This window comes from Pseudomonas sp. 8AS (assembly GCF_902506505.1).
Lineage (GTDB): Bacteria > Pseudomonadota > Gammaproteobacteria > Pseudomonadales > Pseudomonadaceae > Aquipseudomonas.
Map to the genome: position 1 here is coordinate 1,020,419 of NZ_LR733406.1, position 19,280 is coordinate 1,039,698.

Annotated in this window: 22 protein-coding genes; 6 read left to right on the forward strand and 16 right to left on the reverse strand. The window is 68.1% G+C overall.

Annotated features, from left to right (window positions below; all coding sequences use genetic code 11):
* Positions 1 to 40 precede the first annotated feature (40 nt).
* Together GV001_RS04720 and GV001_RS04725 are read right to left on the reverse strand one after the other, a co-directional pair.
* On the reverse strand, positions 41 to 475 hold the full coding sequence (locus tag GV001_RS04720) for a VOC family protein (RefSeq protein WP_160078492.1): 435 nt from the start codon (positions 473 to 475) through the stop codon (positions 41 to 43).
* A 34-nt stretch (positions 476 to 509) separates the two neighbouring features.
* Positions 510 to 1,184, reverse strand: a complete 675-nt coding sequence (locus GV001_RS04725; RefSeq protein ID WP_160078493.1) for a YciC family protein — start codon at positions 1,182 to 1,184, stop codon at positions 510 to 512.
* Positions 1,185 to 1,273: 89 nt separating this feature from the next.
* Between GV001_RS04725 and GV001_RS04730 the strand changes: the two genes are divergently transcribed.
* The 3 genes from GV001_RS04730 to GV001_RS04740 all read left to right on the forward strand — a co-directional run bounded on the left by GV001_RS04730 (position 1,274) and on the right by GV001_RS04740 (position 3,798).
* The gene (locus GV001_RS04730; RefSeq protein ID WP_178091800.1) at positions 1,274 to 1,783 is read left to right on the forward strand and encodes an NYN domain-containing protein; all 510 of its coding nucleotides are present in this window, start codon (positions 1,274 to 1,276) and stop codon (positions 1,781 to 1,783) included.
* Positions 1,784 to 1,792: 9 nt separating this feature from the next.
* Positions 1,793 to 2,395, forward strand: a complete 603-nt coding sequence (locus tag GV001_RS04735) for a PolC-type DNA polymerase III (protein ID WP_160078495.1) — start codon at positions 1,793 to 1,795, stop codon at positions 2,393 to 2,395.
* Positions 2,396 to 2,475: 80 nt separating this feature from the next.
* Positions 2,476 to 3,798 carry a DEAD/DEAH box helicase gene (locus GV001_RS04740; protein ID WP_160078496.1) on the forward strand — a complete coding sequence of 441 codons (1,323 nt, stop codon included), beginning with the start codon at positions 2,476 to 2,478 and terminating at the stop codon, positions 3,796 to 3,798.
* Between the two features lie 18 nt (positions 3,799 to 3,816).
* On the opposite strand, the gene GV001_RS04745 is transcribed toward GV001_RS04740, so the two are convergent.
* The 4 genes from GV001_RS04745 to GV001_RS04760 all read right to left on the reverse strand — a co-directional run bounded on the left by GV001_RS04745 (position 3,817) and on the right by GV001_RS04760 (position 8,078).
* The gene (locus GV001_RS04745) at positions 3,817 to 4,260 is read right to left on the reverse strand and encodes a PAS domain-containing protein (RefSeq protein WP_160078497.1); all 444 of its coding nucleotides are present in this window, start codon (positions 4,258 to 4,260) and stop codon (positions 3,817 to 3,819) included.
* A gap of 2 nt (positions 4,261 to 4,262) precedes the next feature.
* Positions 4,263 to 5,261, reverse strand: coding sequence for a response regulator (locus GV001_RS04750; protein ID WP_160078498.1), 999 nt, complete (start codon positions 5,259 to 5,261; stop codon positions 4,263 to 4,265).
* A gap of 64 nt (positions 5,262 to 5,325) precedes the next feature.
* The gene (locus tag GV001_RS04755) at positions 5,326 to 7,041 is read right to left on the reverse strand and encodes a diguanylate cyclase domain-containing protein (RefSeq protein WP_160078499.1); all 1,716 of its coding nucleotides are present in this window, start codon (positions 7,039 to 7,041) and stop codon (positions 5,326 to 5,328) included.
* Positions 7,038 to 8,078: a PotD/PotF family extracellular solute-binding protein gene (locus tag GV001_RS04760; RefSeq protein WP_160078500.1), complete on the reverse strand. Its 1,041-nt coding sequence runs from the start codon at positions 8,076 to 8,078 to the stop codon at positions 7,038 to 7,040. The genes GV001_RS04755 and GV001_RS04760 overlap by 4 nt, the downstream gene beginning before the upstream one ends.
* 166 nt (positions 8,079 to 8,244) lie before the next feature.
* On the opposite strand from GV001_RS04760, the gene GV001_RS04765 reads away from it, so the two are divergent.
* On the forward strand, positions 8,245 to 9,099 hold the full coding sequence (locus GV001_RS04765) for a mechanosensitive ion channel family protein (RefSeq protein ID WP_160078501.1): 855 nt from the start codon (positions 8,245 to 8,247) through the stop codon (positions 9,097 to 9,099).
* 5 nt (positions 9,100 to 9,104) lie between these two features.
* Here GV001_RS04765 and GV001_RS04770 read toward each other — a convergent pair whose 3' ends face one another.
* From GV001_RS04770 to fabR, 7 genes are all read right to left on the reverse strand, one after another.
* The gene (locus tag GV001_RS04770) at positions 9,105 to 9,872 is read right to left on the reverse strand and encodes a tetratricopeptide repeat protein (RefSeq protein ID WP_160078502.1); all 768 of its coding nucleotides are present in this window, start codon (positions 9,870 to 9,872) and stop codon (positions 9,105 to 9,107) included.
* Between the two features lie 80 nt (positions 9,873 to 9,952).
* The gene (locus GV001_RS04775; protein ID WP_160078503.1) at positions 9,953 to 10,540 is read right to left on the reverse strand and encodes a TIGR00730 family Rossman fold protein; all 588 of its coding nucleotides are present in this window, start codon (positions 10,538 to 10,540) and stop codon (positions 9,953 to 9,955) included.
* A 322-nt stretch (positions 10,541 to 10,862) separates the two neighbouring features.
* Positions 10,863 to 11,435, reverse strand: a complete 573-nt coding sequence (locus GV001_RS04780) for a HupE/UreJ family protein (RefSeq protein WP_160078504.1) — start codon at positions 11,433 to 11,435, stop codon at positions 10,863 to 10,865.
* Between the two features lie 17 nt (positions 11,436 to 11,452).
* Entirely contained in the window at positions 11,453 to 12,067 is a 615-nt protein-coding gene (ureG, locus tag GV001_RS04785; RefSeq protein ID WP_160078505.1) for an urease accessory protein UreG, read from the reverse strand.
* A gap of 13 nt (positions 12,068 to 12,080) precedes the next feature.
* Entirely contained in the window at positions 12,081 to 12,755 is a 675-nt protein-coding gene (locus GV001_RS04790) for an urease accessory protein UreF (protein WP_160078506.1), read from the reverse strand.
* 81 nt (positions 12,756 to 12,836) lie between these two features.
* Complete coding sequence (gene ureE / locus GV001_RS04795) at positions 12,837 to 13,337, reverse strand: urease accessory protein UreE (protein ID WP_160078507.1); 501 nt, start codon at positions 13,335 to 13,337, stop codon at positions 12,837 to 12,839.
* Between the two features lie 154 nt (positions 13,338 to 13,491).
* On the reverse strand, positions 13,492 to 14,139 hold the full coding sequence (fabR, locus tag GV001_RS04800) for an HTH-type transcriptional repressor FabR (protein WP_160078508.1): 648 nt from the start codon (positions 14,137 to 14,139) through the stop codon (positions 13,492 to 13,494).
* 151 nt (positions 14,140 to 14,290) lie between these two features.
* On the opposite strand from fabR, the gene GV001_RS04805 reads away from it, so the two are divergent.
* A complete protein-coding gene (locus tag GV001_RS04805) occupies positions 14,291 to 15,379 on the forward strand; it encodes a ferredoxin reductase (RefSeq protein ID WP_160078509.1) in 1,089 nt (362 codons plus the stop codon).
* 38 nt (positions 15,380 to 15,417) lie between these two features.
* Positions 15,418 to 16,500: a fatty acid desaturase gene (locus tag GV001_RS04810; RefSeq protein WP_160078510.1), complete on the forward strand. Its 1,083-nt coding sequence runs from the start codon at positions 15,418 to 15,420 to the stop codon at positions 16,498 to 16,500.
* Here the strand turns inward: GV001_RS04810 and GV001_RS04815 are convergent.
* The 3 genes from GV001_RS04815 to GV001_RS04825 form a co-directional block, all read right to left on the reverse strand.
* Positions 16,497 to 17,219 carry a bifunctional 2-polyprenyl-6-hydroxyphenol methylase/3-demethylubiquinol 3-O-methyltransferase UbiG gene (locus GV001_RS04815; protein ID WP_160078511.1) on the reverse strand — a complete coding sequence of 241 codons (723 nt, stop codon included), beginning with the start codon at positions 17,217 to 17,219 and terminating at the stop codon, positions 16,497 to 16,499. The genes GV001_RS04810 and GV001_RS04815 overlap by 4 nt on opposite strands.
* A 193-nt stretch (positions 17,220 to 17,412) precedes the next feature.
* On the reverse strand, positions 17,413 to 18,024 hold the full coding sequence (locus tag GV001_RS04820; protein ID WP_160078512.1) for a hypothetical protein: 612 nt from the start codon (positions 18,022 to 18,024) through the stop codon (positions 17,413 to 17,415).
* A 150-nt stretch (positions 18,025 to 18,174) separates the two neighbouring features.
* Positions 18,175 to 19,116 carry a YbhN family protein gene (locus GV001_RS04825; RefSeq protein ID WP_160078513.1) on the reverse strand — a complete coding sequence of 314 codons (942 nt, stop codon included), beginning with the start codon at positions 19,114 to 19,116 and terminating at the stop codon, positions 18,175 to 18,177.
* Positions 19,117 to 19,280 lie beyond the last annotated feature (164 nt).

The window sequence follows — 19,280 nt, forward strand, 5'->3', positions numbered from 1 at the left end:
GGGGCGCACCTTGCGGCTGGGGCTGGCCTGAAGCCGGCTGTCAGTGGTTGTGCGGCTCGATATACAGCTCGTAGACCTGCTCCATGTCCCAGTAGGCCGCCTCGATCTTGTGCCCGTCGAGGTCACGGACGAAGCAGCCGTAGTAGGGCTCGCCGTAGTCCGGGCGTGGCCCGGGCGGGCCGTCGGGGCTGGCGCCGGCCTCCAGGGCGGCGGCGTAGAAGGCCTGCACGGAGGCCTTGTCCGGGGCGACGAAGCCGAAGTGGCTGCCGTTGCCGACGCTGGCCGGCTGGCCGTCGATCGGCGTCTGCACCCAGAACTCCGGGTACTCGCGGCCCCAGGCCACCGCGCCGGGATGGGCCAGGAGGCGCTTGCAGCCGAGGGTCGGCAGGACCTGGTCGTAGAAGGCCACGGCCTGCTCGAAGCGGTTGGTGCCGATCGAGACGTGGGACAGGATGCTTGGGTTTGCAGCGGACATGCGTCTTCCTCGTGGAATAAACCGTCCTGCCAGCCTAGCTGCTCTGGCTTTCCTCTGCCGGTTGCGGGGTGCAGAGCATGAAGCAGCGGAACAGCACCACCGTGGAGAACAGCTGGAGGAAGCCGTTGAGGATGTCCAGCAGCAGGCTGCCGACCGCATCCGGCTGTTCGCCGAGCAGCTGTAGGGTCCAGTCGTCGAGTAGCCACAGCGGCACTATCACCAGCAGTACGCAGGCCAGCAGCGACCAGAAGTGGCCGATGGTCAGCATGAAGCTTTCGCGCATGGCCTGCAGCGGCGTCAGCCCGCGCAGCACCAGCAGGTATTCGGCGAAGGCCAGTTTGACCATCACCCACAGCGCCGGCAGCACGAAGGCGCTGGCGGCCAGCATGATCAGCAGGGTACTCAGCCCGGCCAGCACGGCGAAGCTCGGCCACAGCAGCGCGCTGGCGGCCAGCAGGTTGCGCAGGCTCGGCCGGCGGCCCTGGCTGCGGGCGTCGAGGAACAGGATCAGCGCGGCGCTGTACAGCGGGTAGACCACCAGGCCGACCAGCAGCTCGTAGGTGGGCGAGTGCGCCGGCGGCACCAGGCCGGCGACCACGGCGCGCAGCAGGCACTCCACGGCGATCAGCGGCAGGCACAGCGGCGCAATGCTGTGCAGGTTGCGGCTGAAGAAGATGAATGAATCGCGCAGGACGCTGAGTGGGTTCATGGCAGGGTTCGCGGCAGTACTTCAGCTTTCACTTTAGCCGATGGCCGGGGCCGGCGAACATGGGGCGGATGACCGCCGGCTGACGCATAATGGCCGCCGCGTTCACTACAGGTTTCCCCGTGAAGAAAATCGCCCTGTTCGCCGATGTGCAGAACCTCTACTACACCGTGCGCCAGGCCCATGGCTGCCACTTCAACTATGCCGCCCTGTGGGCCGAGGTCATTGCCGGCGGGGAGATCGTCGAAGCCTACGCCTACGCCATCGACCGCGGCGACGCCAAGCAGCGGCAGTTTCAGCAGATCCTGCGCAACCTGGGCTTCACGGTGAAGCTCAAGCCTTACATCCAGCGCAGCGACGGCTCGGCCAAGGGCGACTGGGACGTGGGCATCTGTATCGATGTGCTGGACGCCGCAGCGCGGGTCGACGAAGTGGTGCTGGCCTCCGGCGATGGCGACTTCGACCTGTTGCTGGACAAACTGCGCAGCGCCCACGGGGTGAGCAGCTGCGTGTATGGCGTGCCCGGGCTGACCGCCAACTCGCTGATCCGCGCCGCCGACCGCTATGTGCCGGTCGAGGGCGCGCTGCTACTGAAGAATTGAGGATGCCGGATGCAGGACCGTATTGCCGTAATCGACTTTGAAACCACCGGCATGTCGCCGGCGCAGAGTGCCCGGCCGACCGAGATCGGCGTGGCGATCATCGAGGGTGGCCGGATCGTCGAGCGCTACCAGAGCCTGATGAATGCCGGGGCGTGGATTCCGCCGTTCATTGAGCAACTCACCGGCATCAGCAATGCCATGGTGCGCAGCGCGCCGCCGGTGGCCGAGGTGATGGGCGAGGTGGCCGACTTCGTCGGCAGCACGCCGCTGCTGGCGCACAACGCCGCGTTCGACGCCAAGTTCTGGGATGCCGAGCTGGCCCTGCTGCGCCGCACGCGCCAGCAGGAATTCGCCTGCTCGCTGCTGCTGGCACGGCGCCTGCTGCCGGAGGCGCCCAGCCACAAGCTGGGCAACCTCAACCGCTGGGCCAACCTGCCGGACACCGGCCAGGCCCACCGCGCGCTGGCCGATGCGGAAATGGCCGCCAACCTGACCCTGCTGCTGGCCAGCCGCCTGCGCGAGCGCCATGGCGTGGCCGAAGTCAGCCACGCCTACCTGTGCGGCCTGCAGAAGCTCTCGGCGGCCAAGGTGCGGGCGTTGCTCAAGGCGTAGCCCGCCAGCCATTAGCTGGGCCCCGAGCGTGCGCAGCAGGTAAACTTGCGCCCTGTTTCTCCTCTTGCCGGTTACCTGCCATGACTTTCGCCGCCCTCGGCCTGATTGACCCCCTGCTGCGCGCCCTCGACAGCCTCGCCTACCGCACCCCGACGCCGGTGCAGAAGGAGGCGATCCCTGCCGTGCTCAAGGGCCGCGACCTGCTTGCTGCGGCGCAGACCGGTACCGGCAAGACCGCCGGTTTCGCCCTGCCGCTGCTGCAGAAACTGACCCTGGAGGGCGGTCAGGTGGCGAGCAATTCGGTGCGCGCCCTGGTGCTGGTGCCGACCCGCGAGCTGGCCGAGCAGGTGCACCAGAGCATCCTGCAGTACGGCCAGAACCTGCCGTTGCGGACTTACGCGGTGTACGGCGGGGTCAGCATCAACCCGCAGATGATGAAACTGCGCAAGGGCATCGACCTGCTGGTGGCCACCCCCGGCCGGCTGCTCGACCTGTACCGGCAGAACGCGGTGAAGTTCAACCAGCTGCAGGCGCTGGTGCTGGACGAGGCCGACCGCATGCTCGACCTGGGTTTCGCCCGCGAGCTGGACCAGCTGTTCTGTGCCCTGCCGAAAAAGCGCCAGACCCTGCTGTTCTCCGCGACCTTCTCCGAGGCCATTCGCAGCATGGCCGGCGAGCTGCTGCGCGATCCTGTGAGCGTCGAGGTCAGCCCGCGCAATGCCGCGGCGCAGAGCGTCAAGCAGTGGCTGGTGACGGTGGACAAGAAGCGCAAGAGCGAGCTGTTCCTGCACCTGTACCGCAGCCAGCGCTGGGACCAGGTGCTGGTGTTCGTCAAGACGCGCAAGGGCGTCGACGAGCTGGAGAAACTGCTGCTGGCCGCAGGCATCGCCGCCGACTCGATCCACGGCGACAAGCCGCAGCCTTCGCGCCTGCGCGCCCTGCAGCGCTTCAAGGACGGCGAAGTACGGGTGCTGGCGGCCACTGACGTGGCGGCGCGCGGCCTGGATATCGACGACCTGCCGCTGGTGGTCAACTTCGACCTGCCGATCGTCGCCGAGGACTATGTGCACCGCATCGGCCGCACCGGCCGCGCCGGCGCCACCGGCCAGGCGGTGTCGCTGGTGTGCGCCGACGAGGTGCAACTGCTGTCGGCCATCGAAGTGCTGATCCGCCAGACCCTGCGCCGGGTCGACGAGCCGGGCTTCGAGCCGGATCACCGGGTGCCGCAGACCGACGCCAGCGGCCAGGTGCTGAAGAAGCCGAAAAAGCCGAAGAAGCCCAAGGTGGTCGGCGGCAAGGCCGGCCTGGGCAAGTGGCTGGAAACCGAGGAGCCGGCTGCCCCCGTGGTCAGGGCCGTGCGCAAGGCACCGAGCTTCGGCGGCAAGGCGAAGAAGAAGCCCTGATCAGCCTCCGAGACGTGGTTATGGGGCCTGGTGGCCGAGCTTGTGCATGGCCGCATCGGTCATGTCGTAGAGCATCAGGCAGACATGCTCGACCTCGCCCAGCGCGGCGGCCAGCGGCAGGATGGTGATGTTCTGGTACATGAAGTCGGCCTGGCCGGTGATCGGCCGGTAGCTCTTGAAGTGCAGCAGGTAGGGGCGCTGTTCCCACAGGCTGAAGGCGCGGGTGCCCAGCTGCACCACGCTTTCCACCTTGCGCCGCAGCCAGGGCTCGTCGATTTCGCCGAACAGCTCGAACAGGCAGCGCCCCTGCACCGCGTCGCTGCCCAGGCCGGAGTGGTTCTCCATGAAGCTGTTCCACACCTCGATGCGGTAGCTGCGATCGAGCACTATCACCCCGACATCCAGGCACTGCACGATGTCGAGCAGCCAGTGCACTTCTTTGATATCGATCTGCGCCGGCATGGCTACTCCATCAGGTAGTGGATTTTCTGGGTCAGGCGAGCCAGCGAGTCTTCGGTGAACAACAGCAGCAGGTCGAAGTGCACCGCATGGCCTTCCAGGCCGTAGCTGATCTCCACCGCCAGGGTCTGCTTCCAGCGCCGCTGGTTGAGGCTGATCAGCTGCTCGATGGAGGCGTGCTGACCAAGCAGCTGCGGGTGGCCCTGGGAGAAGCGCACGTCGATCTGCTCGGCGATGCCGGACAGGCAGGCGCCGATCAGGATGCTGGCCAGGTCGAGGAGCATCTCCGAGGTGTCCCGCTCGTCCTGCGGTTGCCAGCCGAGCAGGTTGGCGATGTCGGCGGTTTCCGCGTCGTGGAACAGCAGCAGCGCCTCGCCGGCGATGGCATCGCCGATGAAGCCCTGGCACACCGCGCTCAGGCGTTCGCCGCGCTGGGCGTCGAGCAGCGCCATGTGCAGTTCGCTGACCGCGAAGATGTTGACGTTGGGGATCGGCAGGCGCACGAAGACCTTCAGCACCTTGGCCAGCAGCGCGGCGGCGCGGCCCATGGCGACGTTGCAGACCTCGCGCAGGGCGTCGCGGAAGTTGACCCTGAGCGCCGGCTCGGCTCGCGGCTGGGGCGGCGCCTGGACGGCCGGCGGGTGGAACAGGCCCAGGCGGATCAGGGTGGCGCGCAGTTCCTCGGCGGCCACCGGCTTCTTGATGAAACCCAGCGCGCCCAGTTCCTGCACGCGGCGCAGGGCTTCTGCCTGAACGTCCCCGGAAACCACCACGACCCTGCTCTGCAGGCCTTCGGCGCGCAGCCGGGCGAGCACCTGGTAGCCGTCCAGCACCGGCATGGTCAGGTCGAGCAGCACCACCTGGCCGAGGCCCTGGCGAATCGCGGCCAGGGCCTCTTCGCCCTGGCTGGCCTGGCTGATGCGCACCGGCCACTCGGGCGGCAGGGCCCGGATCAGCTGCTTGCGCGCCATGGCGGAGTCGTCACAGACCAGGAGTGGAATCACCGCAGCACCACGCAGCAGAGGTTGGTTGGCAATAGCCCCAGCATAGCGGCCGGGCGGGGGCGGGTCAGTTCGGCGTGAACGAGTAGGTGTTGCGCCCGGCGTTCTTCGCCGCATACATGGCGCGGTCGGCCTGTTGCACCAGGGCCTCGATGTCGTTGCCGTCGCGCGGGAACAGGCTGACGCCCATGCTGGCCTGGACCCGTACCTCGTGGCCGTCGATCAGCATGGGCAGCTGGAAGCGATCGTGCAGTTTTTCCAGGATGGCGACGATGTGCTGGGGATCCTCGACCACCTCGAACAGGATGACGAACTCGTCGCCGCCCAGGCGCGCCACCGTATCGCTCTCGCGGGTGGCCGAGCGCAGCAGGTTGGCCACCGCCTGCAGCACATGGTCGCCGAGGCTGTGGCCGAGGCTGTCGTTGAGCTGCTTGAAGTGGTCGAGGTCGACGAACAGCACGGCCAACTGCTTGCCGCTGCGCCTTGAGGTGGCCAGGGCATGCTCGAGGCGCTCGAAGAACACCCGGCGGTTGGGCAGGCCGGTCAGCGGGTCGTGCCGGGCCAGGTGCTCGAGGGCGCTGCGGCTGCGGGTCAGCTCGTCGAGGTGGCTGAGGATTTCCTCCTGCATCTCGCGGAAACTGTGTGCCAGCTGGCCCAGCTCGTCCTGGCGGCGCGGCAGTTCGCTGATCCGCCGCTCCCGGGAGAACAGCCGCACGGCATGGGTCATGCTCTTCAGCGGGCGGGTCAGGGCGCGCGAGGCGATGAAGGCAATGAACAGCGCAAGCAGGCTGAACAGCAGGACCACCTGGGCGATGCGTTGTCCCAGGCCGGTAGCTTCGGCCAGGACATGGCGCTGCGGCTGGGCCAGACCGAGGATGACGAAGCGTTCCTTGGTCTGCACGTTGGCCTGCACCCGCACGAAGGCGGCCACCAGGCGACCCTGCTGTGTCTTCTCGGCACTGCTGGCGACCAGGCTCTCGCGGGTTGCGCCGGTAATCAGTTGGCTGGCGCCCGGGAACTCATCCTGGAGGAACAGGCGGCGGCCCTGGTCGAAGCCGAAGGTGCGCTGTTTGTCCGGGTGGATCAGCAGATCGCCCCAGCGATTGCTCAGGTACACCTGGTAGTGCGCGGGCAGGTCGCTCTGCAGCTGGCTGAACAGGCGGTCGAGGTCGATGTTGATCACGATCAGGGCGAACACCTTGCCACTGCTGTCGGCCGCCGGGGTGGACGCATGCAGGGTCGGCTTGCCCAGTCCGGAGTGGGCACCCTGCTCATGGTTGATCACGATCGGCGACAGGCGCACTTCACCGGGCGGCAGGTGCAGGGCGTCGAAAACGTAGGGGTAGTGGCCTTTTTCCTGCAGATCGGCACCGCTGACCGCGACCAGCTGCTCGCCATCGCGGTCCACCCGCACCCGCTCGAGGCCGTGGCCGGCCGTGCTGATCAGGCGGATCTGCACATACTCGGGGTGGATCTGCAGCATGGTGCGAAACAGCTGCGTCAGATGCTCTTCCACATGCTCACGCAGCGCCTGGTTGCCGGACGTGGATAGTTCCTGAATCTGCGGGGCGGCGGCCAGCAAGCGGGCATCGTGGGCGATGTTCTCTATGCTGCTGCCCAGGTTGCGGCCGAGCACCTGGGCGGCGGTCAGCAGGTCGCGTTCTGCAGCTTTGAGCAGCATGTTGCGGCTGCTGTTGTAGGAGTAGTAGCCGGTCAGACCGGAAACCAGGATGCCGAACAGGGCCAGCAGGGCGCCCAGCTTGAAGGCGATGCCGAACTTCATGGCGCCTCCTGCAGCGGCGGCCGTTCGCCGGACAGGATACGCTGCCACAGTGCGGCGCGGCGCGCGTCGTCCTCGACCGGGCGCAGCCAGATCAGTTGCCCGGGCTTGTCCGTGCCGGCCGGCTCTTCCAGGGTATTGGACAGCCCCTGGCGCTCGGTCAGGGCGCGGTTGACATGGGCCTCCAGGGTGAAGTTGATCCACGCCTCGGCCAGCGCCACGTCGCGGGCGCCGCGGCTGATCGCCCAGCAGTCGAGCCAGGCCAGGGCGCCTTCGCGCGGGATCACGTAGCCGACATCGGCGCCGGCATCGCGCAGCTGCTTGAGTTGCTGGCGCCCGTAGTTGGCGAAGAGCAGGGCCACCGAGTGCTCGCGGAACAGGTCGACGGACTCTTCCGGCAGGGAATAGAAGGTCAGCACGTTGCGCCGCAGGGCGATCAGCTGCTCGCTGACCCGGGGGAAGTCCTCGGTGGCGATGTTGAACGGGTCGCGGCCGCGGGCCTGGCTGGCCAGGGAGAAGTTGTGGCTGCTGCCATTGAAGGCCAGTACTTTGCCGCGGTAGCGCGGGTCCCACATGCTGGTGATGGAGGTGGGCGGCTCGGCGAACTGTCGGCGGTCGTAGATCAGGCCCATGTCCGAGTAGGTGTAGGGGATCGCGTAGACCTTGCCGGCGGCCATGATGCCGGGAATCTTCGGGTAGTCGCGAAAGCGCCAGAGCTGGCGGGTGGTGTTGGCGATGCGCTCGGGCCGCAGTGGCTGCAGCAGCTGCTGGCCGATGTAGTAGTCGATTTCCGCGGTGTTGGCGGCGATCAGGTCGTAGTTGCCGCCCTGCTCCTGCGCCAATTTCTTGCGCAGGACATCGTCGCTGCCGACCAGGGTCACTTCGACCTGCACGTCGTGCCGGGCCTCGAACTCGGCCACCAGGTCCGCGTCGGCATAGCCGGGCCAGGCGAGCAGGCGCAACGTCTGGCTGCCGGCATGAGCCAGGGCAGGAGTCAGAGCGGTGAGCAGGGCGAGCAGCAGCGGGCGCAGGTACGTCATGGACGAGGCCGAAAGCAAGGGAGCTTGTGCAGTGTATACGATGGCAATCTGCCTTGCCGAGCCGTCTGCGCAGCCCCTTTTCGGTGCCTTGGCGGGGGCCGGCGGGTAATTCTGGCGGGGCGTGCTAGCGTTTTCCGGGTCAGCCACTTTCTACGGGAATGCCGCCATGGAAGAGAACACCCTGCTCAGCGCCGGTACCGCCAAGGCCAATCAACTGCTCGACCTGGTCGCCCAGTATGGCGCGGCGTTCGGCGTGAAGATTCTCGCGGCCATCGCCTTCTGGGTGATCGGCCGCTGGCTGATCGGCTTTGCCGTCGGCCTGGTGCAGAAGGCCCTGGGCAAGCAGAAAGTCGACCCGACCGTGCTGCGTTATGTCGGCTCCTTCATCACCGTGACCCTCAACATCATCCTGGTGATCGGCATCCTCGGCTATTTCGGCGTGCAGACCACCACCTTCGCCGCGCTGATCGCCGCGGTCGGCCTGGCCATCGGCATGGCCTGGTCGGGACTGCTGGCCAACCTGGCCGCCGGCGGCTTCATCATCGTCCTGCGCCCGTTCAAGGTCGGCGACTTCATCAGCGCCGGCGGGGTGACCGGCACGGTGACCGAGATCGGCCTGTTCGCCACCGCGATCAACACCCCGGACAACGTGCTGACCCTGGTCGGCAACAACAAGATCTTCGGCGATAACATCCAGAACTATTCGCACAACGCCTTCCGCCGGGTCGACCTGCAGGCCCAGCTGTCCGGCGCGGCGGACTGGAAGGCGGCGGTGGCCCTGCTCAAGCAGCGCATCGGCGCCATCGACAACGTGCTGGCCACGCCCGCGGTGGACGTGGAAATCCTCGAGTTCAACCTGGTCGGCCCGGTGCTGGCGGTGCGCCCCTACTGCCACAACGACCACTACTGGCAGGTCTACTTCGACAGCAACAAGGTGCTCAAGGATGCCCTGGGCGAAGCCGGCTTCCCGGCGCCGATGGCGGCGCAGCGGGTGATCATGCAGCAGGCGCCGAACGCCTGACGGGCTCAGGCCTGCTGGTCGAGCGGCCTGCCCAGCGCCTGCAGCTCGCTGCGCGCCTGGGCCAGGCAGGCCTGGTGCAGGTTGCGGTAGTGCCTGGGCGCGCGGCGGGCGTGGCGCTCGATCTGCTCCAGCAGCTCGCGCGCCTCGCGGCTGCGGCCCTGCTGCTTGAGCAGCAGGGCGTAATGCAGGGGCGCTTCGGGGCCGGCGAAGTAGCCGAGCAGGGCGCGGTACTCCTCTTCTGCCTTGAGCGCCTCGCCCTGCTGCGCCAGGGCCTGGGCATACAGCAGGTGGCCGTCGGCGCTGCGGAACTGCGGGTTGTGTTCGCGCAGCTGCTCCAGGCTCAGCCGGCAGGCCCCTGGCTCGCCATTGGCCAGCTGGGCGCGGGCCAGGCCGAGGAGGATGTCCGGAGCCTGGGCATGGATGCCGCGCAGGGCCGCGCGGTAGTGCTCGACGGCCTCTGCGGCCTGGCCCAGACGCAGCAGCTCGTCGGCCAGGCGCATGCGGGTTTCGCGGGTGTCGCTGATCTCCAGGTCGTTGCGCAGGGCGCGCAGGTGGCGCTCGGGGTCGAGGCGGTCCTGCAGCTGGTTGACCGCGCGGCGCCCGCGCCGGCTGCGCAGCAGGTCCGGGAGCATGATGCCGAGGGCATAGATCAGGCAGCCGAGGCCGGGCAGGGCGATGATCAGGTAGATCCAGTAGCGTTCCTGGCCGCTGCGTACCACGTGCAGACCGCAGAACACCTGGCAGGCGATGAGTAACAGGGCGAGGAGGGGCATGGGGTTCGGCATCCGTGCTGAGAGGGCCCTCTATGTACCACGCGCCCGCCGGGCTGTCAGGCGCGGGTCTGTGACCGGGTTCAGCTTGGCGTGCTGTCGGCCCATTTCGGCGCCACGTCCGGCTGCCAGGCGGCCAGATGGTCCAGCAGGTCGCCGGCCGCCTCGCTGCGCTGCAGCATGCCGCGGTGCGGGGCGCGGACGAAGCCTTCGGCCACCAGGTGATCGAGGAAGCCGCTGAGCTGCCGGTAGAAGCCGTTGACGTCGAGCAGGCCGAGGGGCTTGCCGTGGTAGCCGAGCTGGCCCCAGGTCCAGACCTCGAACAGCTCCTCCAGGGTGCCGAGGCCGCCGGGCAGGGCGATGAAGGCGTCGGCCAGTTCGGCCATGCGCGCCTTGCGGGCATGCATGCCGTCGACCACTTCCAGGCGGGTCAGGCCCTTGTGGCCGATTTCCGAGCGCTCCAGGCTCTGCGGGATGATGCCGATGACCTGGCCGCCGGCCGCCAGGGCCGCGTCCGCCACCACGCCCATCAGGCCCACGGCGCCGCCACCGTAGACCAGGGTCAGGCCGCGCTCGGCGAGGGTGCGGCCGAGGCTGACGGCGGCTTCACGGTAGAGCGGATTGCTGCCGGTGCTGGCACCGCAGAACACGCAGATGGACTTGAGGCTCATGCCAGGCTCCTGTGGGCGAAATGGCGCACAGGGTAGACCTTGGCGGGGCCGCGGTTCAAATCAGCGCGTGTTCGTCCGGGCAGTTGCCGCTGGCACCGGCGGCATAGGCGGCGAACAGGTTGTGCAGCAGGCTGCTGAGCGACATGGGCGGATCTCCTGGGGGCTACAGTTGCAGCCTAGTCGCTGCCGGCGCCGGTGATCGGTTGATTGTCTCGATCATGGCGATAGCGCCAGCTTCCCTCGGAACCTGTCCACGATCTGCTGCACGTCGGCCAGCCTGCGTTAACAACAGGCTTTGGCTCGCGGGATCGTCGGCCGCTACTCAGCCGGCCAGCAGCCAGGCCCCGGTGCCGGCGGTGGCGGTGCCCGCCAGGCGCACCAGCGGCGCGGCCGCTTGCGGCAGGTAGCGCACCAGGGCGTAGCCGCTGGCGTGCAGGGCGGCGGTGGCGGCGACGAAGCCGGCGGCATAGGTCCAGGGACTGGCCAGTGCCGGCAGCTCCAGGCCATGGGCCACGCCGTGGCTCAGGGCGAACAGGCCGGTGAGGCCGAGCGCCACGGTCTGCGGCAGGCGCGCGGCCACGGCCACCAGCAGGCCGAAGGCCAGCAGCGAGCCGGCGATGCCGGTTTCCAGCAGCGGTAGCCGCAGGCCGGCGAAGCCGAGCAGGCCGCCCAACAGCATGCTGGCGACGAAGGCCAGCGGCAGCGCCCAGCGCGTCGCGCCGCTCTGCTGCGCCGCCCACAGGCCGACGGCGAGCATCGCCAGCAGGTGGTCGAGGCCCAGCAGCGGGTGGCTCAGGCCGGCCAGCAGGCCGGCGTGGTCGTGCCCGGGGTGGGCGAAGGCCACGGCCGGGGTGAGGAACAGGGCGAGGGCATACAGGCTTTTACGCAGGTTCATGGCGGGCTCCTTGTGGCTCAGGCAGCAGTCAGCATGCCGTGACGTTCGATGAAGGCGATGATCTGGTCCAGGCCCTGACCGACCTTCTGGTTGCTGAAGACGAAGGGCCTGTCGCCGCGCATCTTGCGCGCGTCGCGGTCCATCACTTCCAGCGAGGCGCCGACCATTGGCGCCAGGTCGACCTTGTTGATCACCAGCAGGTCGGACTTGCAGATGCCCGGCCCGCCCTTGCGCGGCAGCTTGTCGCCGGCGGAGACGTCGATCACGTACAGGGTCAGGTCCGACAGCTCGGGGCTGAAGGTGGCCGAGAGGTTGTCGCCGCCAGACTCGACGATGATCAGGTCGAGGCCGGGGAAGCGCCGGTTGAGCTGGTCGACCGCCTCCAGGTTGATCGAGGCGTCCTCGCGGATCGCCGTGTGCGGGCAGCCGCCGGTTTCCACGCCGATGATCCGCTCCGGCGCCAGGGCCTCGTTGCGCACCAGGAACTGTGCGTCTTCCTGGGTGTAGATGTCGTTGGTCACCACGGCGATGTTGTAGCGCTCGCGCAGGGCGAGGCACAGGGCCAGGGTCAGGGCGGTCTTGCCGGAACCGACCGGGCCGCCGATGCCGACGCGCAGGGGTTGGCTGTTCATGGGAGCTTCCTTATCAAGAGCGGAATAGACGGCTGTACTGGCGCTCGTGCGCCATGCTCGCCAGGGCCAGGCCGAAGGCGGCGCTGCCCCAGTGGGCGGGTTCCAGTGCGCTGGCCAGGCGCTGCGCCTGCTCCAGCCGGGGTAACAGTTGCGAGGTGAGGCGCTGGGCGGCCTGCTGGCCGAGCGGCAGGGTCTTCATCAGCACCGCCAGCTGGTTTTCCAGCCAGCCCCACAGCCAGGCGGCCAGGGCATCCTGCGGCTCGATCTGCCAGGCGCGGGCGGCCAGGGCCCAGGCCGCAGCCAGGCCGATCTCGGCGTGGCCGGCGAGAAAGTCGCGGGCCGGCTGATCCAGTTCCGGCAGGCCGTCGAGCAGTTGCCTGAGCGAGTAGCCCATCTGCCGGCTTTCCAGGGCCAGCTCGCGGGTCTCGCGGCTGGCACGGTGTTGCTCGGCCAGCTCGCCCAGGGCCTGCCAGTCGGCGCTGGCGGCGGCCGTGCAGTGGGCCAGCAGCAGCGGCGCCTCGAAGCGCGCCAGGTTGAGCAGCAGCTGGTCGGCGATCCAGCGCGCGGCGCTGTCCTGGCTGTCGACCAGGCCCTGCTCGACGGCCATTTCCAGGCCCTGCGAGTAGCTGTAGCCGCCGATCGGCAGCTGCGGGCTGGCCAGGCGCAGCAGTGCCCAGGCTTTATTCATGGCGTGGTCCGCGTCGGGCTGGCGCCAGCGGGCCATGCGCCAGCTGCGGGCTGGCCAGCCTGAGGAGCGCCCAGGCCTGGTTCACAGGCGCACGCCGAACTGGTGCAGGCGCGGTGCGTAGCTGAACTCGGCGTCGCCGGCGTGCGAATGGTGATGGCCGCCGCCGTAGGCGCCGTGTTCCGGCTGGAACGGCGCCTCGAGGGTGCAGGTGCTGGCGCCGAGCTGGTCGAGCATGGCCTTGAGCACATAGTCGTCGAGCAGGCGCAGCCAGCCGTCGCCCAGCTGCAGGGCGACGTGGCGGTTGCCCAGGTGGTAGGCGGCGCGGGTTAGCTCGAAATTGCTCGCACAGGTGACGTGCAGCAGGGTTTCCGGACGGGCGCAGACTCGCACGATGCGCCCGTCCGCGGCGCGCAGGCAGTCGCCATCGCGCAGCGGCGGCTGGCCGCGCTCGAGGAACAGGCCGACGTCTTCACCGGCCGCACTGAAGCAGCGCAGGCGGCTCTTGCTGCGGGCATCGAAGGTCAGGTGCAGCTCTTCGTCCCAGTGCGCCTGGGGTTCGAGGCGGTGGTGAATCACCAGCATGGCGGGCTTCCGGCCTGAGACTGTGCTGGTGCTAGAGCAAGGGGCTTGCCAAGAACGGCGGGGCCCCGCGGTTGGCGGCGGCGTGCCTGATTAGGGGGCCTGGCGCCGCCTTGCTTTGGTGCCTGGCTGGGCGGTGCGCCGCTTTTTGGTGCGCCTAGCTCCCGGCGCTGTCCAGGCCCAGCCCCAGGCCTTGCCAGTGCTTGGCGCCGATGAAGATGAAGCGCAGCTGCTGGACCATCTTGGCTTCCGGGGTGAGGTGGGTCGGCAGCGAGGCGGCCGGCGGGTCGATCAGCTCCGGCAGGGTGGCGAAGACCGTCTTCACCACCAGATCGGACACCACGTCGATCGCGGCAGCGTCCAGGTGCGGCATGCGGTTCATCAGCTTGAGGTCGGCCGCCAGGTCGTCGGTGATCTGCTGGCGCAGCCGGCCGATGGCCTGGCGCACCGGCTGCGAGCCGCCGTACTGCTCGCGGGCGAGAAACAGGAACTGGTTGCGGTTGGCGCTGATGGCGTCGAGGAAGATCCGCGTGCTGGCCTCGATGATGCCGCCCAGCTCGAACTCGTTGCGCCGTACTTCGCGCAAGGTGTCGCGGAAGGTGGCATCGACCTCGTCGACCAGCGCCAGGCCCAGTTCGTCCATGTCGTGGAAGTGCCGGTAGAAACCGGTCGGCACGATACCGGCGGCGCGGCTGACCTCGCGCAGGCTGAGGCTGTCGAAGCCGCGGTTGCTGTCCATCAGGCAGCGCGCGGCATCCATCAGGGCATGTCGGGTCTGCTGTTTCTGTGCGGCGCGTGGCGACATGGGGACTCGGTGTTTTGCTATGGGGCAGGTTTGCGCCGCACTCTAACAAATGCGCTTCGCAGGCGTCGAACCGCTATTTCAGTGTACGAGCGTTGACTGACAAATGGTGTCTCTGCCATTGTTGTGTACAAGTGTTCACTGGAGTCGTGCCATGACCATAATCCCGCTGAGCTGGTCGCGAGCCCTGAGTCCTCTGCTGCAGCCGTTGCGCTGGCTGGTGCAGCGGCGCTGGTTGCGCGAGGCCGAGGTGGATGCCGTATTGGCCTGGCTGCAGCCAGGCTGGCGGCTGAACCGGGTGTTCGCCTGGGTCGAGGGGCGCGAGTGGGTGGCCGAGGACATGCTCGCGCTGCGCCTGCGCTGTAACGGCAATGCCCGCGGCTGGCGCGCCGGCCAGCATGTGCAGCTGTACCTGGAGCTGGACGGCGTGCGCCACAGCCGCAGCTACAGCCTGACCCGGGTCGGCCCGGCTGGCGGCATCGAACTGGCGATCCGCCGTCAGCCAGGCGGGCGCCTGTCCAATCGCCTGCTCGACCACCTGGCTGTCGGCAGCGTGCTGGAGCTGAGCCAGGCCCAGGGCGAGCTGCATTGGCCGCAGGACTCCGCCGGGGTGGCGCTGCTGGCTGCCGGCAGTGGCATCACGCCCTTGCTCGGCCTACTGCGCGAGGCCCTGACCCGGGGCTTTACCGCGCCCATCAGCCTGCTGCACTACATCCGCGAGCAGGGCCAGCGACCTTTTGTCGAGGAACTGCAGCAACTGATGCAGCGCCATCCGAACCTGAGCGTGCGCTGGGCGCTGACCGGCCAGGCGCAGCCCGACGCCCAGCTGCACGGGCGCTTCAGCGCCGAACACCTGCAGGGGCTGGCGCTGGAGCACGTGCTGGCCTGCGGGCCGGCCGGCTTCGTCGAGGCGGTCGCCCGGCACTGGCGCGGACCGCTGCAGGTGGAAGCCTTTACCGCTGCCGAGCGCAGTGTTGAACCGGGCAGCGCGGTGCGCCTGGGTTTTGCCCGCACGCGCCTGCAGGTCACGGGGGATAGCGCGCGCAGCCTGCTGGAACAGGCCGAGGCCGCCGGCCTGCGCCCGGCCCACGGCTGTCGCCAGGGCATCTGCGCCAGCTGCACCTGCACCCTGCTCAGGGGCACGGTGCGCGATTTGCGCAATGGCGCGCTGTTCGCCGAACCGGGCCAGCCGATCCGCCTGTGCATCAGTGTGCCGGCGGGCGATGTGGACATCGATCTGTAATTCCCGCCTGCCGTTGCGGCAGGCCAACCGAGGTGACTATGCGTAGCGATCGCGAACTGAGCCGCGTGGAACTGGATGCCTTCGGCGCCGAGCTGGATGCCCTGCGCAGCCGCACCCTGGCCGACCTGGGGGCAGCGGATGCGCGCTATATCCGCCGGGTGCGCGGTGCGGTGCGGCTGTGCTGCTGGAGCGGGCGGGCGCTGCTGATGCTCGGCTGGTTCCCGCCGACCTGGCTGCTCGGCAGCCTGCTGCTGGGGCTGGGCAAGATCCTCGAGAACATGGAGCTGGGCCACAACGTCATCCACGGCCAGTACGACTGGATGAACGACCCGGAATTCGCCGGGCGCCGCTACGAGTGGGATATCGCCGGCCCGGCCGATTTCTGGCGGCATACCCACAACCACGTGCACCACACCTGGACCAATGTGCTGGGCATGGACGACGACGTCGGCTACGGCCTGGTGCGGCTGTTCCCCGAGCAACGCTGGAAGCCCTTTTACCGCTGGCAGCCGCTGTGGGTGACCCTGCAGGCGCTGCTGTTCCAGTACTCGATTGCCATCCAGCACCTGCGTCTGGACCAGGTCTACAAGGGCAAGATGAGCAAGGACGAGCTGCGCCCGCTATTGCGCCAGTTCAAGGCCAAGCTGCTGCGCCAGTGGTGCAAGGACTACCTGTGCTTCCCCCTGCTGGCCCTGCTGCTGGGCGCCAATGCCCTGGCCGTGCTGGCGGGCAACGTGTTGGCCAACCTGCTGCGCAACCTGTGGACCTTTGCGGTGATCTTCTGTGGCCATTTCACCGAGCAGGCGGCGGTGTTCAGCAAGGACTCGGTGGTCGGCGAGAGCCGCGGCCACTGGTACCTGCGCCAGCTGCGCGGGTCGAGCAACCTGAGCGGCGGCAAGTTGTTTCACATCCTCACCGGCAACCTCAGCCACCAGATCGAGCACCACCTGTTCCCCGACCTGCCGGCGCGGCGCTATGCGGCGCTGGCGGTGGAGGTGCGCGAGATCGCCGCACGCTATGGCCAGGTCTACAACTGCGGCAGTTTCGGCGCGCAGCTGGCCACGGTGCTGCGGCGCATCTGGAAGTACCGGTTGCCGCCGGCGGTCGTCGCCTCGGCCTAGCGCTGGAAGGCGCAGGTCAGGTAACGGTTGCTGAAGCCGTAGCGCAGCATCGAACCGAGGCGGGCGAACAGGTATAGCGGGCGGCGCTGGTAATACTGCAGCACGGCATTGCCGACGCCTTCCGAACGGTGCTGCTTGGCCTGGTCCGGGCGTTTGGAAAACAGCCCCTTGAACTGCCACCACTGGATCTGTTCGAAGTGCGCCTGCGGCCGCAGGCCATGCTGGCGGAACAGGGCGAAGAACGAACGGCGGCTGAAGTCGTGCAAATGGTGCGGGTTGCCATCCAGGGTCGGGGTGATCGGCACCGAGGCGATCACTCGGCCGCCACCGGCCAAGAGGCGGGCGTAGTTGTCGATCAGGCGTTGCGGGCTGGGCAGGTGCTCGATGGTTTCCAGGCTGACGATGCTGTCGAACGGCTGCTCGGCGGCGAAGCGTTCGGCATCGGCGCAGACATAGCGCAGGTTGGGCAGGCGATAGTGCTGCCGGGCGTAGGCGATGGCGTCCGGGTCGATATCGACTCCGGTGACCTGCCGCTGCGGATTGCGCTCGGCCAGCAGGGCGGTGCCGTAGCCACAGCCGCAGGCCATGTCGAGGATGTGCTGGCCGCTGAGGTTGTCGGCGGCGAACTCGTAGCGCTCCATGTGGATGCGCAGGGTGTTCTGGTCGTCGCGGCTGTGCGGGTCGAGATCCTTGGGGTAGATCCGTTCGATGGTGTGCATGGCTGCCCTGCCTGATCCTTATGGCGGGACTATAAGGCAGTCGGCTCCAGCGCGCCCAGCCTGGGTTGCCGGCGGGCAGTAAAAAGCCGGTGAATGCGGGGGCAGTCACCGGCTCGTTCGGGTGGGGTGTGCGGCTTCACGTGCGGGACCTTACTGCTGGCGGCTATCGATCAGCGGGCGAGGCCGGCTGGCTTCAGGCGACCCGGAAGGCCCTGGTGCGCTCGGCACCGTTCTCGGCGACCTCGTCAGTCTGGATCAGACGATCCGAGCCACCTTCGGCAACACGGAAGGCCTTGCTGCGCTCGGCGCCGTTCTCGGCGATGTCGTCGCGCTGGAGCAGGCGGTCCGAGCCACCTTCGGCAACACGGAAGGCCTTGCTGCGCTCGGCGCCGTTCTCGGCGACCTCGTCAGTCTGGATCAGGCGGTCCGAGCCACCTTCGGCAACACGGAAGGCCTTGCTGCGCTCGGCACCGTTCTCGGCGACATCGTCGCGCTGGAGCAGGCGCTCGGCGCCGCCTTCGGCGACACGGAAGGCCTTGTTGCGTTCGGCGCCGTTCTCGGCGACATCGTCAGTCTGGATCAGGCGATCCGAGCCGCCTTCGGCAACACGGAAGGCCTTGGTGCGTTCGGCACCGTCTTCGGCCACGCGCAGGGTCTTGCTGCGCTCGCTGCCGTTTTCGCCGAGGGTCTCGCTGCTGCTGGCCGGCTTGAGTTCGGTCAGCGGCGGCTGGGCTTTGCCGGGCAGGGCGAAGGCGCTGGTGGTCAGGGTGGCCAGGATCAGGCTGGCGAGGATGTGCTGTTTCATTTTGGGCTCCTTGTGGGGGCGTAAGTGAGTACGGAGCCCATACTACTCACGGAGCCTGAATACAGAAGTTGAGCCTTCTGATAGTAACCATCGACGCGCTTGATGCGCTGCGCGAGCCGCTCTGGCGCGGGCTTCGCAGGCCTGCGTGGGTTACTTGTGGCGCTTGCGCCGGCTGGTCCACTGGCCCCATTCGAAGCTCATCACCACCAGCAGCGACAGGGCGAAGGGCAGCAGCAGGTAGAAGCCGCGAAACACGATGAGCGCGGCCAGCACGTCGGCCTTGGGCAGTTCCGGCATGGCGGCGAGGAAGGTCACTTCCAGCACGCCGAGGCCGCCCGGGGCGTGGGACAGCAGGGCCAGGGAGAAGGAGGCGAGGAATACGCCGAGCACCACCAGGTAGCCCGGGTTGCTCTCGGCCGGCAGGGCGAAATAGATGATCGCCGCGGCGCAGGCCAGCTCCAGCGGGCCGGCCAGCAGCTGCTTGGCGACCACGCCCAGGCGCGGGTATTCGACGTGCAGCTTGCCCCATTTCCACGGCTGGAACTGGCGCCAGGAACCGAGCACGTAGAGTGCCACCAGGCCCAGCATCACGGAGCCGATCAGCACCGACAGCCAGGGGCTGACATCGGCGACGCGCTTGATCAGCTCGGGCTGGCAGACCAGCACGGCGCCACCGGACAGCAGGGTGCCGAGGGCGAAGGTGAAGGAGCAGAAGAAGATCAGCAGGCCGATGTCATGGGCGCCGAGGCCCTTGCTGCTGTAGGCGCGGTAGCGCACCACCGCGCCGGAAAACACCGAAGCGCCAATGTTGTGGGCCAGGGCGTAGGTGGTGAAGGAACACAGGGTGATGAACCACCAGGAGATCTTCTTGCCCAGGTGGGCGATGGCGATGCGGTCGTACCAGGCCAGGGCGAAATAGGCGCCCAGGGTTGCGCCGGCGGCCATCAACCAGTTGTGCGGGCGAATCGCCAGCAGGCTGTCGGAGAGTTCGTCGAGGGAGATGGTCTGGATTTCCTGGTACAGCAGGTAGCAGGAAAACACGACTGCGGCCAAACCGATCAAGGTCCAGATCCAGTCGCTCCTTTTCATCATCGGCGGTGGCTCCTTGAACCTGGGACGTCATCCTGGGATGGCTGTGCGGAAAGGGGTGTGTGGCTGCCGGATGACCGGATAAATGCGGCGATCGGCGCAAAGCGCGGTGCAGTATCAGGGAGGCAGGCGCCCGGCTCAAGCAGTTCACATGCGTCGGGCGTAAC